Annotated in this window: 15 protein-coding genes; 3 read left to right on the forward strand and 12 right to left on the reverse strand. The window is 70.9% G+C overall.

Going from position 1 to position 17,225, the window contains the following annotated elements; all coding sequences use genetic code 11:
* Positions 1 to 3 precede the first annotated feature (3 nt).
* Entirely contained in the window at positions 4 to 654 is a 651-nt protein-coding gene (locus DY262_RS13945; RefSeq protein ID WP_116959659.1) for a ProQ/FINO family protein, read from the reverse strand.
* Between the two features lie 53 nt (positions 655 to 707).
* A complete protein-coding gene (locus tag DY262_RS13950) occupies positions 708 to 1,439 on the reverse strand; it encodes a helix-turn-helix domain-containing protein (protein ID WP_116959660.1) in 732 nt (243 codons plus the stop codon).
* 135 nt (positions 1,440 to 1,574) lie between these two features.
* Between DY262_RS13950 and DY262_RS13955 the strand changes: the two genes are divergently transcribed.
* The gene (locus DY262_RS13955) at positions 1,575 to 3,524 is read left to right on the forward strand and encodes an MFS transporter (RefSeq protein ID WP_116959661.1); all 1,950 of its coding nucleotides are present in this window, start codon (positions 1,575 to 1,577) and stop codon (positions 3,522 to 3,524) included.
* Between the two features lie 3 nt (positions 3,525 to 3,527).
* Here DY262_RS13955 and DY262_RS13960 read toward each other — a convergent pair whose 3' ends face one another.
* Complete coding sequence (locus DY262_RS13960; protein ID WP_116959662.1) at positions 3,528 to 5,846, reverse strand: PAS domain-containing hybrid sensor histidine kinase/response regulator; 2,319 nt, start codon at positions 5,844 to 5,846, stop codon at positions 3,528 to 3,530.
* 116 nt (positions 5,847 to 5,962) lie between these two features.
* On the opposite strand from DY262_RS13960, the gene DY262_RS13965 reads away from it, so the two are divergent.
* Positions 5,963 to 6,742, forward strand: a complete 780-nt coding sequence (locus DY262_RS13965; RefSeq protein WP_147326238.1) for a hypothetical protein — start codon at positions 5,963 to 5,965, stop codon at positions 6,740 to 6,742.
* Positions 6,743 to 6,822: 80 nt separating this feature from the next.
* Here the strand turns inward: DY262_RS13965 and DY262_RS13970 are convergent, their stop codons facing one another.
* The 3 genes from DY262_RS13970 to ssb form a co-directional block, all read right to left on the reverse strand.
* A complete protein-coding gene (locus DY262_RS13970) occupies positions 6,823 to 7,242 on the reverse strand; it encodes a hypothetical protein (RefSeq protein ID WP_147326239.1) in 420 nt (139 codons plus the stop codon).
* 208 nt (positions 7,243 to 7,450) lie between these two features.
* Complete coding sequence (locus tag DY262_RS13975; protein WP_070399446.1) at positions 7,451 to 8,110, reverse strand: response regulator; 660 nt, start codon at positions 8,108 to 8,110, stop codon at positions 7,451 to 7,453.
* A 167-nt stretch (positions 8,111 to 8,277) separates the two neighbouring features.
* Positions 8,278 to 8,775: a single-stranded DNA-binding protein gene (ssb, locus tag DY262_RS13980; RefSeq protein WP_116959665.1), complete on the reverse strand. Its 498-nt coding sequence runs from the start codon at positions 8,773 to 8,775 to the stop codon at positions 8,278 to 8,280.
* Positions 8,776 to 8,891: 116 nt separating this feature from the next.
* Here ssb and DY262_RS13985 point away from each other — a divergent pair, with 116 nt between their 5' ends.
* The gene (locus DY262_RS13985) at positions 8,892 to 10,361 is read left to right on the forward strand and encodes a chloride channel protein (RefSeq protein ID WP_116959666.1); all 1,470 of its coding nucleotides are present in this window, start codon (positions 8,892 to 8,894) and stop codon (positions 10,359 to 10,361) included.
* Here the strand turns inward: DY262_RS13985 and DY262_RS13990 are convergent, their stop codons facing one another.
* From DY262_RS13990 to DY262_RS14015, 6 genes are all read right to left on the reverse strand, one after another.
* Positions 10,362 to 11,531: an MFS transporter gene (locus DY262_RS13990; protein WP_116959667.1), complete on the reverse strand. Its 1,170-nt coding sequence runs from the start codon at positions 11,529 to 11,531 to the stop codon at positions 10,362 to 10,364.
* A 155-nt stretch (positions 11,532 to 11,686) separates the two neighbouring features.
* Positions 11,687 to 13,054: a CoA-binding protein gene (locus DY262_RS13995; RefSeq protein ID WP_116959668.1), complete on the reverse strand. Its 1,368-nt coding sequence runs from the start codon at positions 13,052 to 13,054 to the stop codon at positions 11,687 to 11,689.
* Positions 13,035 to 14,123 carry an NAD(P)H-dependent flavin oxidoreductase gene (locus tag DY262_RS14000; protein WP_245980994.1) on the reverse strand — a complete coding sequence of 363 codons (1,089 nt, stop codon included), beginning with the start codon at positions 14,121 to 14,123 and terminating at the stop codon, positions 13,035 to 13,037. The genes DY262_RS13995 and DY262_RS14000 overlap by 20 nt, the downstream gene beginning before the upstream one ends.
* Positions 14,123 to 15,103 (reverse strand): tripartite tricarboxylate transporter substrate binding protein, encoded by a 981-nt coding sequence (locus DY262_RS14005; RefSeq protein WP_116959670.1) that lies wholly within the window; start codon positions 15,101 to 15,103, stop codon positions 14,123 to 14,125. The genes DY262_RS14000 and DY262_RS14005 overlap by 1 nt, the downstream gene beginning before the upstream one ends.
* Positions 15,104 to 15,127: 24 nt before the next feature.
* Positions 15,128 to 16,291 carry an acyl-CoA dehydrogenase family protein gene (locus tag DY262_RS14010; protein WP_116959671.1) on the reverse strand — a complete coding sequence of 388 codons (1,164 nt, stop codon included), beginning with the start codon at positions 16,289 to 16,291 and terminating at the stop codon, positions 15,128 to 15,130.
* Between the two features lie 12 nt (positions 16,292 to 16,303).
* Positions 16,304 to 17,149 (reverse strand): IclR family transcriptional regulator, encoded by an 846-nt coding sequence (locus DY262_RS14015; RefSeq protein WP_416186973.1) that lies wholly within the window; start codon positions 17,147 to 17,149, stop codon positions 16,304 to 16,306.
* Between the last annotated feature and the right edge of the window lie 76 nt (positions 17,150 to 17,225).

The following is a 17,225-nucleotide window of genomic DNA, read 5'->3' on the forward strand; positions in this document are numbered from 1 at the left end:
CCGTCAGCGGCGCTGGCGCGCGCGCTCCAGGGCGCGCTGCGCGTCGTCCGGCGTCATGCCATAGCCGTCGGCGAAGGCCGCCACGCTCAGGCCGCTCGATTCGAACGCCCGCAGCAGCGCGGCCTCGCGCGCGATGCGCGCGCTGGCTTCGTCCAGCGCGGCCTCGGTGGCTGCGTTGATCGCCTCGTCGCGCCCGCGCACCAGCGTGGCATAGGCCTCGCGGCCCAGACCGCTGGCCTCGAAGGCGCGCGCGATGCGCTGGCGCAGCTGCGGCGCCAGGTCCTCGGGGCTGCGCGACTGGCGGCGGCGGTACACCTCCACGATGGCGTGGTGGCGCTGCTCGGGGGCGACCACCTCCACCGCCTGGCCCTGCAGGTCGCGGCGCGGCTGGCCCGAGCCCACGGCGTTGAGGTAGCGCGTGCTGCGCGTGTGCAGGCCCAGGGCGGCCTTCAGGGCCTCGGCTTCCAGCGCGTCGCCGTGCGCGGCGATCAGGTCTTCGAAGATGCCGCGCTTGAGCGGGCGCGGCTCGTCGCCGAACAGGGCGGGGTGCCATTCGGCCAGCTGCGCCAGCAGCGGGTGGCGCGGCGCGGACGGGGCCTTGGGCGTCTTGGGGCCCTGGCGCGGGCGCCGGGGCGGGGGTCGGGTCTCGTTCATGCAGGGGTCGGTTCGACAGGCAAGCCCGCGATCATGCCAGCGCTGCGGCCGGTTCAGCGGCGCAGGTGGGTGAAGGCCTCGAATTCCCAGCTGCGCATGGCCAGCACCAGGGTGTAGCCCTCGCGGTCCTTCTCGGCCAGTTTCTGGTCGGTCTGGTGCTGCTGCGCGAAGTCCTGCGCCACGCGCTGCAGGCGCTCCAGGAACAGCGGCGCCAGCGTGCGGCTCACCGAGCCGTGCACCAGCATCAGGCCCTCGCCGGGGCCGTCGAAGCCGCCCGCGAAGTAGTCGAGCAAGGCGTGTTCGCGGAAGAAGTTCATCACCGCGCCGTGCGGCCGCCAGCGGAAGGTCTTGGCGAGCTTGAGGCGGTAGCGGTTGAGCGGACGCAGCTCGATGATGCCGATGCGGTCGAGCTGGGCCAGGAACTTCACGCAGTCGGCCTCGCTGAGCCGGTAGGTGCCGGTGATCTGCTCCACCGTCCATTGGCTCAGCACGCAGATGGCCACCAGCAGCAGCTTTTTGTCGGCCACCACGGCCCGCTCCTGCGCGGGCGTGAGCTCGGTCACCAGCGGCTGCGCGTCCGCCACGCGGCGCGCGAGCTCGGCGAAGTCGAGCTTGAGCGCGCGGCAGATGGCGTCGATGCGCGAGAGCGACATGTCGCCCTTGGCCAGCATGCGCTTGACGCTGGACTCGGCCATGCCCATGGCGCGCGCCAGGTCGGCGTAGGTCATGTGCGCGGATTTGAGTTCCCGCTTCAGGGCGGTGACGAGGTCGGCGGTGGTGCTCATGGGCGTTGAGAGTATCGAAATCCGGTACCGTGCATGATGCCAGCCGATCCCGTATCGAAATCCGCCCGGTGGGTGGTGTGGGCGGGCAGAATCCGCCGCGCGCCTTTCCGGCGCCCACCCAGAGGAGCAGACGCCATGACCACCGCCACGCTGTCCCCGGACACCGGCGCCGCGCCCGGGGCCCCGGGCCACAACCAGTTCGCCCTGCTCAAGCAGCGCCGCTTCGCGCCCTTCTTCTGGACGCAGTTCCTCGGCGCCGCGAACGACAACCTCTTCAAGTTCGCCTTCACGGTGCTGGTCACCTACCAGCTGCAGATCGGCTGGCTGCCCGCCAGCCTGGCGGGCCTGGTGATCGGCGCGCTCTTCATCCTGCCCTTCCTGCTGTTCTCGGCCACCAGCGGCCAGCTCGCCGACAAGCTGGACAAGCGCTCGCTCATGGTCTTCGTCAAGCGGCTGGAGATCGGCATCATGGCGCTGGCCGCCTGGGGCTTCTTCGGCCAGCACATCGCCGTGCTGCTGGCCTGCACCTTCCTCATGGGCCTGCATTCCACCCTGTTCGGGCCCGTGAAGTTCGCCTACCTGCCGCAGCACCTGAGCGAGCGCGAGCTCACCGGTGGCAACGGCATGGTGGAGATGGGCACCTTCGTCGCCATCCTGCTGGGCAACGTGGCGGGCGGCCTGATCATCGCCGTGCCCGAGATCGGCGCGCACCATGTGGGCTTCGCCTGTGTGGGCCTGGCGCTGCTGGGGCGCTTCGCCTCGCACCACGTGCCGCCCACGCCGGCCACCGACCCGGCGCTGGTCATCAACTGGAACCCGGTGAGCGAGACCTGGCGCAACCTCAAGCTGGCCCAGGGCAACACGGTGGTGTTCCGCTCGGTGCTGGGCATCAGCTGGATGTGGTTCTTCGGCGCCGTCTTCCTCAGCCTGTTCCCCGCCTTCGCGCGCGACGTGCTGCACGGCAACGAGCAGGTGGCCTCGCTGCTGCTGGTGGTGTTCTCGGTCGGCATTGGCGTCGGCTCGCTGCTGTGCGAGGCGCTGTCGCGCCGGCACGTGGAGATCGGCCTGGTGCCACTGGGTGCCATCGGCATGAGCGTGTTCGCCATCGACCTGTACTTCGCCACGCGCGGCCTGCCGTCGGTCGAGGTGATGGCGCTGGGGGCCTTCCTGTCGCAGCCGGCGCACGCGCGCGTGCTGATCGACCTGGCGCTGCTGAGCCTGTTCGCCGGCCTGTACAGCGTGCCCATGTACGCGCTGATCCAGATGCGCTGCCGGCCCACGCACCGCGCGCGCATCATCGCCGCCAACAACATCCTCAACGCGCTGTTCATGATCGCCAGCGCGCTGGTGGCCGGCGCGCTGCTGCAGATGGGGTTCACCATCCCGCAGATGTTCCTGGTGGTGGGTCTGGCGAACGCGGCGGTGGCGTTCTACATCTTCATGCTGGTGCCCGAGTACCTGCTGCGTTTCGTGGCCTGGGTGGCCTCGCGCCTGGTCTACCGCTTCCGGGTGAGCGGCGACGAGAGCATCCCCACCGACGGCCCGGCGGTGCTGGTGTGCAACCACGTGAGCTTCGTCGACGCGGTGCTGATCATGGCCGCGAGCCCGCGCCCGATCCGCTTCCTCATGGACCACCGCATCTTCCGCCAGCCGCTGCTGGGCGGGCTGTTCCGCCTGGCCAAGGCGATCCCCGTCGCGCCGCAGAGCGAAGACCCTGGCGCCTACGACGCCGCGTTCGAGCGCGCCGCCCAGGCGCTGCGCGAGGGCGAACTGGTGGCCATCTTCCCCGAAGGCGGCATCACGCGCGACGGCCAGCTGCAGGCTTTCCGGGGCGGCGTGATCAAGATCCTGGAGCGCGCCCGCGCGGATGGCCTGGAGGTGCCCGTGATCCCCATGGGCCTGACCAACCTGTGGGGGTCCTTCTTCAGCCGCATCGAAGAGCGCCGGGGCGAACGCGTGGCCATGGTGAGGCCCTTGCGCCGTGGCCTGTTCAACCGGGTGGGCCTGAACGTGGGCGCGCCACTGGCCGCGCCGGGCCTCACGCCCGACGGGCTGCGCGAGCGGGTGGCGGCGCTGCTCGTCTGAGGTTCAGGCCTCCAGCGCGGCGAGCAGGGCGTCGGGCTCGACGGGTTTGTGCAGGAGTGGGAAGCCGAGTTCGGAGGCTTCCTGTATGCGCTGTGGGGAGGTGTCGCCGGTGAGGATGTAGGTGGGCACGGGAGCGGGCAGGCAGGCGTGCACGGCGGCGATGGCCTGCACGGCGGTCATGTTGCCGCCGAGGCGGTAGTCGGAGAGCAGCAGGTCGATCTCGTGGGCGTGAGCGATGGCCAGCACGACGGCCTCGTCGGCGGAGCTGGCGCACCAGACCTGGTGGCCCCAGACCTGCAGCAGCTGCTGCATGCCCATGAGGACCTGTTCCTCGTCGTCGATGACGAGCACGCGGCGCGCGCCCGGGGCTGGCGCGGCGGTGGACCGCTCGCTGCGCTGGGCGGGTTCGGTGGGGGAGGGCGCGTGGGCGTGGGGGTGTGTGTGCGTATGCGCGTGCGTGGGTGAGTGCGTGGGTGTGAGCGAGGGTGTGTTCGTGTGCGCGGGTGCGCGTGGCACGCTGATGCAAAAGAGCGAGCCGCGCCCGGGGGTGGAGCACACGCGCAGCGGCGCGTCGATCAGGCGGGCCGATCGCTTGACGATGGACAGGCCCAGCCCGAGGCCATGGGACTGGCTGCGCCGCGAGTGGGCGGCGTCGATTTGGTAGAACTCCTCGAAGATGGCCTCCAGTTGCTCGGGGGCGATGCCGATGCCCTGGTCCCAGACCTGAATCTCCAGGCGATCGCCGCGCGATCGGGCGCCCAGCAGGATGCGCCCGCGCGGGGAGTAGCGGATGGCGTTGGCCATGAGGTTGGAGAGGATGCGGCGCAACACGGTGGCGTCGGTGCGCACCCAGGCCGAGGAGCTGGCGACGTGCAGGCGCAGGCCCTTCTCGTGGGCGAGGTCGGCGAACTCCTGGTCGAGTTCGGCGAAGAGCTGGGCCAGGGGCAGGGCGGCGAGCTCGACCTGCACGGCGTTGGCGTCGAGGCGGGAGACGTCGAGCAGCATGTTGAGCAGCTGGCCCAGGCCGTCCAGGGAGGACTGCATGCGCCGGCAGATCTGGGCGAGCTCGGTGCTGGGCACGCAGGTGGACTGGGCCATGGCGCGCAGGGCGGTGAGGAACAGGCCCAGGGCGTGGATGGGCTGGCGCAGGTCGTGGCTGGCGGCGGCCAGGAAGACGGACTTGGCGCGGTCGGCGGCCTCGGCGCGGTCCTTCTGCGAGCGCAGGTCCTCGATGAGGGTGTGGATGCGCGCCTGCGCCTGGCGCCGGTCGCGGATGTCGCGGATGACCGTCATGCGCAGCCGCTCGCCCTTGATTTCCATGGTGCGGCCGATCAGCTCGACCGGGATCGTCTCGCCGTTTGCGTGGTGGATCTCCGACTCGAAGTAGGCGTCCGCCCCGCTGCCGATGGCCACGCGCGAGCGGTCTCGGTGGCGCCTTGGGGTCATCGACACCACCGTGCGCCCGACGAGTTCGGCGTGAGGGTGGCCCGAGAGCTGGCAGGCGGCCGGGTTGGCGTCGGTGATGGTGCCGTCGCGGTGGAACAGCACTCCCTCCGCGCTGACCTCGAGAAAGCGCGACAAGCGTTCGCGCGAGGCGCGCAGGGCCCTCTCGGCGCGGTGGCGTTCGGTCACGTCGGTCATCAGCACGAAGGTGCCGCGCAGCCGGCCATCGGGCCAGCGGTCGGCGCAGAGGGAGACCTCGAGGACCTCTTCATCGTCCGCGCGGCGGCGCCGGTGCAGGAAGGTCAGGTCCTGGCCACTGCGGGCGTACGACCTGCCCGCCCTGCGCAGCCGAAGGCGTTCGTCGGGCGTGAGCAGATCGGCCACGGTGCGGCCCAGGATCGAGGTGTCGTCGTGGCCCATCGCGCGCGCGAACCGGTTGTTGGCGAACAGGCAGCGCACCTTGGGCGGGGCGCTGAAGTACGCCAGCTGCATGGGCAGCTGCTCGAACAGCCGGCGGATCCAGCCGGTGAGCGCGTCGTGCGCCTGCCGCTCCACTTCCTGGTCCGTGACCTCGACCAGGTAGCAGCCGTGCGCGCGCTGCACCGGGTCCCACCATCCCGCGCAGCGGTAGTGGGCGACGCCCTGTGCGGGGCGCCACAAGCGCAGGGTGAGGGTGAAGTCGCGCGCGCGTGACAGGGCCTGCAGCAGGTGCAGCCGGCTGTCGTGATCGAGGCCGTTGCGCCAGTCACCGCCCCAAGGCGCTTCTTGCATGCACGATTGCCAGTCGGGCGACGCCGCCAGCACCTCGCCCACCGCCGACAGCAGCGCGCCGATGCCGGGCACCAACGCCCAGCTGGCGGCGGCGCTGTCGGGTGGCATGGGGGTGGCAACAGGCGGCAAGGTGCTGAAGCCGGTCAATATAGTTCCCGCGCATTATTGAATCGGGTCGCTCGCGCGCCAAGACTCAAGGGGTCTGATCTGCAAGGAGGATGAGCGTGCACGCAGCCGGTTCCACCCCGCGTTTTTCCCCACCGTCCGGCACGCCACCGCGGGTGGCCGTCTCGCCAGGCGCGCTGCCGGTCGGCGCCGTCCTGAACCACGTGGCCCGCCTGGCCGCCGATGCGGCCGACGCACGCCAGCGCACGATCGCGGCGGTCGATGCCTGCGCCCGCTTGATCGCGGCGCGACAGCGCCTGACCCTCGCGCTCGACGGTCAGCAACGCATCGAGCAACTCATGCAATTGGCCGATGGACGCGAGCGGGCGCGCCGCCTGCGACCGGATGAGCGCGAGGCCCTCCAACCGCACCTCGAGGCGGTGTGGGCCCGGGCGGCCCAGGCCTTGGGCGAGTGGCGCGACGCGGGCCACCACTTCACCAGCGTGACCCATCTGTTGCCCACTCAGCTGTCGCACGCCGTGGCACAGGCGCCCGCATTGACCCCGCTCGCTGGACAGGTGCTCATGCAGGCCCAGGTGCGCGAGGCGGGGGGCGGCCCTTCCGACGAGGTCGACGTGGCCTCGTGTCGGTACATGGCCGCGCACCGGCGCTGCCAAGAGGCCGAGGCACGGGCCCGCGCCGCGCGCGTGGCGCGGGGCCAGGCCGAGTCCGGTTGGCGCATGGGTCGAGGCAGCCTGTCGGGCGTGGCCGGCGCCTGCCTGGCCGAAATGGCGAGCATGGACGCCTGGCTCGCGGCCGAGGCGCGGCGGGCCGCCGCGCGTGGCGCCTTGTGCGCGCTGACGGGCGGCCTGATGTGGCAGCTGCCGCTCGAGCGCTGAGGAAAAAGTGGGGAGGGGCATAAAAAAAGCCGTTCACGCCCGAAGGCATGAACGGCTCGGTGCATGGGCCGCCGGCCGATTCAATGCACCGCGGTGGCAAACCCTTCAACCGTCGCGGGCGTGCGGAACCACAGGCCCGCGAAACCGCTGTAGCGCGTCAGGTTGCTGAGCCGGATGCGCTTGTCGACCTTCTTCTCGAAGTACGGCAGGCGGTTCAGCATCTGGATCACGTTCGGCTCCCAGCGCAGCACCTTGATGAAGGCGGCGTAGATCTCCACGCCTGCGGGGCTGAAGCCCACGGGCCGTACGCTGACGCGCACGACCTCGGCTGTCAGCCCCAGGACCTGGAAGCACTCGTTGATGAGGGTCTCGTAGTCGGCGGCGATGGTGGTGGGCATGATTTCCGAGTCAATGTCCGAGTCCATCGGTTCGTCGTTCATTCGGGTCGTGCTCCGGATGCCGAGTCGCTGCATCACGCCGTTGGCCAGTGCTTGTCTCATGGTTCCACCTCGTTGGTGAGTGAGCGTTCGTGCGTTTGTCGGGGGGTGGCTGCACGCGCGTTCAACATGGACTTCAGTATCCGGACGCGGGGCGTCGGTCTCAATAATGCGCGAGCACTATTTTGATTTTTCGCTCGTTCACACGGGTCCCGGCGACCCGGTTGTCCCTCTGAAAACGCGGGCGCGGATGCAACGCGGGCGCGGATGCTCAGAGGTTGGAGCCGACGTCGGGGGCTTCCATGAGCCCCGACTGCATCGCGTAGGCCGCGATCTCCGCGCCGTTGTGCAGGCCCAGCTTGAGCATCACGTTCTGCCGGTGCTTGCGCGCCGTGAGCACGCTGATGTGCAGCGCGTCGGCGATTTCCTGGTTGGTGCCGCCGCGCGCGATCATGCGCACGATCTGCTGCTCGCGCTGCGTGAGGGTTTGCGGCAGGCCCTGGGCGTTGGGCCGCTTGTTGGCGGAGCTGTCCAGGCCCTTGGCCACCTGCGGGCTGATGTAGCGCCGACCCTCCATGACGGCGCGGATCGCGTCGAGCAGTTCGGCGCCCTGTTCGTGCTTCAGCACGAAGCCGTTGACCCCGGCTCCGAAGGCATTGGCCACCGATCCCGGGTAGACGTTGCCCGTGACGACCAGGATGCGCAGGTTGGGGGCCACGCGCCGCACGCGTCGCGCCACCTCGACGCCCGAGCTGTCCGACAAGGCCAGGTCGAGCAGCAGCAGGTCGGGCTTGTGGAACTGCACCAGCAGCTCGACATCGCTGCCCTTGGCCGTTTCGGCCACCAGATCAAAGTCGCCAGCGGACTGCAGCAGCATGCCGATGCCTTGGCGAACGAGTGCGTGGTCTTCAGCAACAACAACCCGGACCATGAGAACCTCTTGAGATGAACGGTTAAAACCCCGCCGAGAATAATCAATTGGTCAACAGATTTCAGATATTTTTACTTCATAAGAATCAATTTTTTCGAGCCGTCGGGGCCGTGCGGCCAAAAAAAACCCACCGTTGCGGTGGGTCAGATTACGCGGTTTGCGCGAATTCAGAAAGGGATGTCGTCGTCCATGTCGTCGAAGCCCGTGGGCTGGCGCGCCGGTGCGGGGGCGGGGCGCGGCGACGGGGCCGGGCGGCTGGTGGGCGCCGCCGCTCGGGGCGCGGCGGCGGCGCGCGGCGGGGCGCCGCCGTCGTCGCCACCGCCCATGCCTTCACGGCCGCCGAGCAATTGCATCTCGGTCGCGATGATGTCCACGGTGTTGCGCTCGACGCCGCCCTGGTCGGTGTACTTGCCGTACTTCAGGCGCCCTTCGACGTACAGCGGGCGGCCCTTCTTGACGTACTCGCCCGCGATTTCGGCGAGGCGGTCGTAGAAGGTCACGCGGTGCCACTGCGTCTCTTCCACGGTCTCGCCGGTGTTGCGGTCCTTGCGGCGGCTGGAGGTGGCGATGCTCACGTTGGCCACGGCCTGGCCGGAGGGCAGGTAGCGGATCTCGGCGTCGCGGCCGCAGTTGCCCACGAGGATGACTTTGTTGACGGATGCCATGGGAATTCCTTGCGTGTCGGTTGGGGCCGCGTGTGGCACGCGGCCGGCCGGAGGATTGTGCCGCATGCACCCGGGCACGCCGGTGTGATTTGCCGCGAAGGGAATAATCGGTCTTCATGAGACAGCGCGAGCCCGACTTCTTCCAGAACCTGCAGGATGAATTTTCCGATCTGAGGGCCTGGGTCGACCGCAGCGTGGTGCTCGCCTATGCCGTGGTCGCCGGGCTGTTCGTGGTGGCCTTCACCTGGCTCAGCGAGGCGGCCTTCGAGCTGTTCAAGCACCTGCACGGGCGCGCGCCGTGGGCCGTGCTGGTGTGGACGCCCTGCCTCACGGCCCTGATCGTGTGGTGCACGCGCCGCTTCGCGCCGGGCGCGGGCGGGTCGGGCATCCCGCAGGTCATGGCGGCCCTGGACCCCGGCATCACGCCCGGCATGCGCGCGGGCCTGGTGTCGCTGAGGCTGACCTTCGCCAAGATCGTGCTGGGTGTCGCGGGGCTGCTGGCGGGCCTGTCGGCGGGGCGGGAAGGGCCTTCGGTGCAGGTGGCCGCCGGGGTCATGCACGATGCGCGCCGGTGGCTGCGTCCCGGGTCGGCGATGGGAGAGCACGCCTTGCTGGTGGCTGGCGGCGCCGCCGGCATGGCCGCGGCATTCAACGCGCCGCTGGCCGGCGTCGTCTTCGCGATCGAAGAGCTGTCGAAGAAGATGGAGTCGCGCAACAACGGGCTCATCATCGCCGCCATCGTGGTGGCGGGTCTGGTGGCGATCTCGGTGTTCGGCAACCTCACCTACTTCGGCTCGATCGAGGTGCCGCGCCTGAGCTGGCAGGCCTTCTGGCCGGGCCTGCTGGTGGCGCTGGTGTGCGGCGTGCTCGGCGGCCTGTTCAGCCGCTTGCTGGCAGCGTCGCTGCAAGGCCTGCCCGACCGCGTCAGCGCCTACCGACGGCGCTATCCGGTGCGATTCGCCGCGGTGGCCGGCATGGGGGTGGCGGTGATCGGCCTCGTCACCGGCGGCGCCACGTTCGGCGCGGGCGCGGAACAGGTTCGACTCATGCTCGCCGGCGAGGCCGAGACCTCACCCTTGTACGTGCTGCTCAAGCTGGTCGCCACCTGGCTGACCTCGTGGAGCGGCGTGCCCGGCGGCATCTTCGCGCCCTCCCTGTCGATCGGCGGCGGCATCGGCCACGACATCGCCATGCTGCTGGGCGGCGACAACGCCCGCCTGCTGGCACCCAGCCTGATCGCGCTGGGCATGGCGGGCTTTCTGGCCGCCACCACGCAGGCCCCGCTCACGTCCTTCATCATCGTGATGGAGATGATCAACGGCCGCTCCATGGTGCTGAGCCTGATGGCGTCGGCCATGCTCGCCAGTCTGGTCGCGCGCCTGATCAGCCGGCCGCTGTACTCCGCGCTGGCCGGGATGATGGTGCGCAAGCTGCGCCCGCGCGCGGCGCCCGCCGCGGTGCCGGACTCGGATCTGTCCAGCGAGCCGGCCACGCAGCCGAACCCCGACGCGCAGCGGCCAGGCGGTGCCCCGCCCGACGGGGAGCCCCCCAGCGAGCCCGGCCCCTTGCCCGAGCCGCCGCGCTGATCAGCGCGCGGCCGCGCTGGGGCGCATCCCCCAGGCGATCAGCAGCCAGAGGGCGAGGACCGCGGCGCTGGCGCCAAAAACGCCCGGCGCGCCCCAGGCGCGCGACACCAGGCCCCCCAGCGAGCCGCCGACAAAGATGCCGAGCGACATCAGCGTGTTGAAGACCCCCAGCGCGGTGCCTCGCTGATGGGGCGCGGCCAGCCGGGAGGCCAGGCTGGGTTGGCTGGCCTCCTGGGTGTTGAAGCCCACGAAGTACAGGCACAGCAGCACCCCCAGCAGCGGCAGGCTGGGCTGGTGGAATTGCGCGAGAAACCCCAGCTGCACCAGCCCGAGCAAGGCGATGGTGCCGAGGTAGACGGCGCGGAAATGGCCGCGCCGCTCCAGTCGGAACAGGAAGCCGCCCACGATCAGCAGCGAGACCACCAGCGCCGGCAGATAGGCCTGCCAATGCCGCGCCGGGTCCAGCCCGGCCTGCACCAGCAGGGCCGGCACGGACAGCCAGGTCATGATCTGCGCCGCGTGCAGCGCGAACACCCCGGCATTCACGCGCAGCAGGTCGCGTTGGCCCAGGACCTCGCGCAGGCTGGCGCGCGGCGCGTGCGCCTGCCGGGCCGGCTCGGGCGGCACCACCCAGGCCACCACCGCCATGGCCGCCAGGCTCAGCGCCAGCGTCATCAGGAACAGGCCCGACAGGCCGACATGCGGCACCAGCGCCGGCGCGGCCACCAGGGACAGCGCGAACATCAGCGCGATGCTGATGCCCACCAGGGCCATGGCCTTGGTGCGCACGGTGTCGCGCGTGAGGTCGGCCAGCAGGGCGGTGACGGCCGCCGAAATGGCGCCCGCGCCTTGCAGCGCGCGGGCCGCCAGCAGCCACTGCACCGACGGCGCCCAGGCCGCGAGCGCGCTGCCGGCGGCAAAGACCGCCAGCCCCAGCAGGATCACCGGCTTGCGGCCGAAGCGGTCCGAGGCCATGCCCAGCGGCACCTGAAGGAAGGCCTGGGTGAGGCCGTACATGCCCATGGCCAGGCCGATCAGGGCCGGGTCGTCGCCGCCGGGGTAGCGCCGCGCTTCCAGTGCGAACACCGGCAGCACGATGAACAGGCCCAGCATGCGCAGGGCGTAGATGGCGGCCAGCGCCGCGCTCGCGCGGCGTTCGCCGGACGTCATGCGGTGCTGATCGACAGGCGGGGCGGAAGGGGAGGGGGCGGTGCGCGAAGCGGTCAAGGCGGACAGGGGGGTCGACAGGCCAACCCTGCATTGTCCGTGATCGGCGCTGGCGGGCCGGCGGCGGGCCGGATTCGGCCCCGCGCGCCGGCGCCGGTTCAGGCCGCCGCCGCTTCCACGGCCCGGGCGGGTTCGTCGAACACCTCACAGCCCTGCGCGCGCAGCCAGGCCTGCTGATCGGCGCCGAGGATGCCGCTGAGGACGAGCCGCGCCGCCGCCGGCTCGGCGCGCAGCCGCGCGATGCCTGCCTGCAGCAGCGGCCACACGCCCGGCGCCTGGGCCGCGGCCGCGAGGAACACGGCGAGCGCGCGGTACTGGCCGCAGGTGGCCGCGTCGTGCAGCGACCGCACCAGCACGGCCGGCTGCGCGAAGACCTGCCCCGTCACGTCGATCGGGTTCAGGGTGGACGCGAAGGGGATGGCCTGCTTCAGCCGCTGCGCCGCGGCGTCGGGCAGCGGCGGCAGGCGCAGGCCCAGCTCTTCGGCGCGGTCCGCCATCATGATGCCCACCCCGCCAGAGACGCTGAACAGGGCAATGGCCTGGCCGCTTGCGGGGGAGGCCGCCGGGCCGGGTCGGGCCGCGTCGCCGAACAGCTCGCCGATGCGCGAGACCTGGCGCGCGCCGCAGGCCTCGAACAGGTCCCGGTAGACCTCGGCATCGCCGGTGTCGCTGCCCGTGTGCAGCCGGGCGGCGCGGGCGCCGGCCGGCGTGTGGCCCACCTTGACCACCGTCACCGGCTTGCCCGCCGCGCGCGCGGCCAGCAGGGCCTCGCGCAGGCGGCCCAGGTCGCGCGCGCCTTCCAGGTACACCAGGATGGCGCCGCAGCGCGGCTCGCGCACCAGCCAGTCGATCGCGTCGGCCACCTGCACACCGGCTTCGTTGCCGGTGGTGATCCAGTGGCCGATGTCCACGCCGGCCCGCCGCGCGAGCGTGTAGGCGTAGCCGCCGAAGGCGCCGCTCTGGCTGACCAGGGCCACGTTGCCGCCGGCGGGCGCGTCGGCCAGCACGACGGGCGAGAAGGTCGCGAACAGGCGCTCGTGGAAATTCATGGCCCCCAGGCAGTTGGGGCCCAGCAGGGCGATGCCCGCCTCGCGCGCCCGCTCGCCCAGGCGCTGCTGCAGGCGCGCCCCGTCCGCCGACACCTCGGCGAAGCCGGAGCTGAAGACGATCGCCGCGCGCGCGCCCGTGCGCACCAGCTGGTCCATGGCGTCGTCGCAGGCGGCGGCGGGCACCGCGACGAGGGCCAGGTCCACCGGCGCGCCGATCGCATCGAGCGAGGCGAAGGCGCGTTGGCCCTGGATCTGCGGGGCCGTGCGGTGCACCGGGTAGATCGCGCCCGTATAGCCGTGCCGCAGCAGCAGCCGGATCGGCATGCCGCCGACCTTGTTGGGCTCGGTGGAGGCGCCGATGACGGCGACGGAGCGCGGCGCCAGCAGCGCGCGCAGATCAGGCCGCGAGGCGCTCAAGGCGGCTCCAGGCCCGCTCCATGCCCTCCACCAGGCCGGCCATCTGCTCGGCCACCGTGGTCTCGCCCTGGATGGCGAACACGCTTTGGCCGGCGGCCTCGTAGATCAGGCGCGGATCGCCGTGCTCGTGCATGGAGGCGAACACGTCGCCGGTCAGCACCTGCTGCAGCGGCATGTCCAGCGGCCGCGGCGCGCCGGCTTGCTGCCAGGCGTCGATCCATTCGCTGCGCACCACGCGGCAGGGCTTGCCGCTGTGCGCGCGCGTGATCAGGGTGTCCTCGCTCGCGCTGTCCACGAGCCGCTGCAGCAGCGCCGCCGGCGTGTGGTTCTCGCGCGCCGCCATCCACAGCGTGCCCAGCCAGGCGCCCTGCGCGCCCATGGCGATGGTGCCCAGCACCTGCTCGCCGGTGCCGATACCGCCAGCGGCCAGCACCGGCCGGTCCTCGGCCACGGCGATGACCTGCGGCAGCAGCGACAGCGTGCCGACCGGGCCGGTGTGGCCGCCGGCGTCGTAGCCCTGAGCCACCAGCACCTCGACGCCCATCTCCATGGCCTTGCGCGCGTGGCGCACCGAACCCACCAGCGAGAAGGTGAGCTTGCCGCGCGCCTTGGCCCGTTCGATGAGATCGGCGCGCAAGCCGATGGCGGTGGCCACGCCGCGGCAGTTGGACGCCAGCACGGCCTCGATCTGTTCGTTGAACAGCGCCTCGGATCGCACCTGCGTGGTGAAGAAGCTGGGCTTCACCGGCGGCTTCACGTCGAAGCGTTCGCGCAGCCCCTGCACGAAGTCCCGGTGCTCGGCCGGCAGCGCCTCGCGCAGCTCGTCGATGCTGGCGGCCTGCGGCACGCGGCTGGGCAGCATGAGGTCGATGCCGTAGGGCATGTCGCCCATGCGCCGCTGCACCTCTTGCAGGATGTGCGGGATCTCGTGCGGCAGCTCGCGCGCCAGGCCGAGCACCGGGAAACCCCCGGCCTGGGCGATGGCCACCACGACGTCGACGGAGTGCGAGAAGCCGAAGATCGGGTGGCGAACGCCCAGGCGCTCGCAGATCGGGGTGCGCAGCGCCATCACTGGGGTTCGATGCCGGCTTGCTTGATGACGCGGCCCCAGCGGGTGAATTCGCTGCTCACGAGGGCGTCGAAGTCGGCGCCGCTCTGCGGCGCGAACTCCATGCCCATGCCCTCGAACTTGGCCTTCATGTCGGGCGTGGCCAGCACGGCCGCCACGTCGGCGGACAGCTTGCGCATGACGGGCTCGGGCACCTTGGCCGGGGCCACCAGGCCGAACCAGGTGCCGACGTCGTAGTTGGGCAGCTTGGCGGCCTCGGCCACGGTGGGCAGGTCGGGCGCGGCGCTGGCGTGTTTCGCGGTGGTCACCGCCAGGGCGCGCAGCTTGCCTGCCTTCACGTGCTGCATGGCCAGCGCCGCCGTCAGCGGCATCATGCTCACGCGGCCCGCGAGCAGGTCGTTCAGGGCGTCGGGCTGGCCCTTGTACGGCACATGCGTCAGCTTGATGCCGGCTTCCTGCGCGAGCAGCTCGCCGGCCAGGTGGTTGGAGGTGCCGATGCCGGCGGTGGCATAGGTCACCGGCGCGCTGCTCTTCTTGGCCAGGTCGATCAGTTCCGGCAAGGTGTTCGCCGCCACGCTCGGGTGCACCACGATGACGTTGGGCACCACCCCGATACCGGCCACGGAGCGGAAGTCGCGCACCGGGTTCCATGTGACGTTCTTCTGCAGGCTGGGGATCACGGCGTAGCCCGGGCTGACCAGCAGCAGGGTGTAGCCGTCCGGGTTCGACTTGGCCACGAAGTCGGTGCCGATGGAGCCGCCCGCGCCGGTCTTGTTCTCCACGATCACGGGCTGCGGGTAGCGCGCGGACAGCTTGTCCGCGATGGCGCGCGCGATCGAGTCCACGATGCCGCCCGCCGAGAAGGGCACGATGATGCGCACCGGCTTGTTGGGGAAGCTGTCCTGGGCGAAGGACGGCGCGGTGGCCAAGGCCAGTGCGCTGGCGGCGCTGGCCAGCAGGGTGCGGCGGCTGAGGGTCATGTTTGTCTCCTGGTTGTGGTGGGGTCAATCGGTCGCGGCCATGGCCATGGTCCGCTTGGCAATATTGGTCAGGTGTATCTGGCTCGTGCCTTCGTACAGCCGGAACAGGCGCACGTCGCGGTAGAAGCGCTCCGCCACGTTGTCGTTGATGTAGCCCTGGCCGCCGAACACCTGCACGGCCCGGTCGGCGACGCGCCCGCACATCTCGCTGGCGAACAGCTTGCACATCGAGGCTTCCATGGTCACGTCGAGGCCGTCGTCGCGTTTGCGCGCGGTCTCCAGCAGCAGGGCGCGCGCGGCGTGTACCTCGGTGTTGCTCTGCGCGATCATTTGCTGCACCAGCTGGAACTCGGCGATGGCCTGGCCGAACTGGCGGCGGCTGGCCGCGCGCGCGACCATCTCGTCGACCAGGCGGATGGCCGGGCCGATGCACAGGCCCGCCAGGTTGATGCGCTGCTTGTTCAGGGCGCGCATGGCGGTGCGGAAACCCTGCCCTTCCATTTCGGGGCCGCCGACGATGGCGCTGGCCGGCACGCGCACCCGCTCCAGCACCACCTCACCCACGGGCGAGCCGTGCTGGCCCATCTTGCGGTAGGCCTCGGGCGTCGACAGGCCCGGCGCGCCGCGCTCGACCAGGAAGGCGGTGATGCCGCGGGCGCCCTTGCCGTGCGGGTCGGTGCGCGCGAACACGGTGAACAGGTTGGCCAGGGGCGCGTTGGTGATGAAGCACTTGCGCCCCGTGATCAGGTAGTCGCCGCCATCGCGAACGGCCACGGTCTTCTGCGCGGTCGCGTCCGATCCCGCCTCGGGTTCGGTGAGCGCGAAGCAGCCGGTCAGTTGCCCGCTGGCCAGCCGCGGCAGGTACTGGCGCCGCTGTTCTTCGGTGCCGTCCACCACCAGCGACTCCGAGGCGATGCCGGTGTTGCCGCCGAAGCGGGCGCGAAAGGCGGTCGCGCACTGCGAGACCTCGATGTTGACCAGCGACAGCTCCTCGCTCGTGAGGCCGGCGCCGCCATAGGCTTCGGGGATGCTGTGGCCGAACAACCCGAGGGCGCGCATGCGCTCCACCAGCGGCTCGGGGATGCGGTCCTCGCGGTCGACGTCCGCTTCGGCAGGGATGCACTCGTCGCGCACGAAGCGACGGACTTCGGCGAGCAGCGTCGAAAAGGCGTCGGGGTCTCGGATCATGGGGTCGGGTTCTCAGTTGGTGGCGCGAACGCCGTAGGCGAGCTCGATCTGGCGCACCGCTTCCAGCAGCAGGGGAGCCACCTCGCGCGAGAGCTTGTCCTTGGGCAGGCTGTAGCCGATGAGCGTGCAGTTCATGGCCACCGGCTGCTCGCGGGCGGGCAGGCGGATGGGCGCGGCGATGGCATGGACGTCCTTGCGCCAGTCGCCGCGCGAGTGGCAGAAGCCGTGGGCGGCGAACAGCTTCTGGTCGGCCTCCCAGGCCGCGCGGTGCTTGTCGTACATCTCGCGGTCGTGCACCTTGAGGTAGTTCAGGATCGCCGTCTGCTCCGGCTTGGGCAGGCTCTGGATGAGCGCGCGGCCCATGGCCGAGGCCAGCAGCGGGCGGGTGCTGCCGATGTCCGGCCAGTGGTAGTTGGCCTTGTCGGCGCGCACGGCATCCAGGTACACGACGTCGGCGCGGTCGCGCATGCCGAGGTTCACCGAACAGCCGGTCGCGCGCGCCAGCTGCTCCATGAAGGGCCGCGCCACCTGGCGCACCTGGGCGCCGGCGAGCACGGGATGGCTCAGGGACAAGACACCGCTGCCCAGGCGGTACTTCTGCAGCGCGGGATCGCGCGTGAGGTAGCCCAGCAGCGTGAGCGTGTAGGTGAGCCGCGAGACCGTGGGTTTGGGCAGGCCGGTGCGTTCGGCGATCTCGCGGTTGCCCAGCACCGGATCCGCCACCGTGAAGGCACGCAGCACGTTGAGGCCACGCGCCAGGTTCATGGAGAACTGGCGGTCCTCCGCGAGGTCGTGGGGATCGACGAGGCCGGGGAGGGTGATCGAGGTCATGCGGCGTTTCGCTTGCTTGGTGGCCATGATGGGTACTTCGAAAGACGGGGTAAACGGCTGTTTCGCTGTGCGAAACATCGATTGTGGGCAGCGAAAGGCTCTG

The organism is Hydrogenophaga borbori (genome assembly GCF_003417535.1).
GTDB lineage: Bacteria > Pseudomonadota > Gammaproteobacteria > Burkholderiales > Burkholderiaceae_C > Hydrogenophaga > Hydrogenophaga borbori.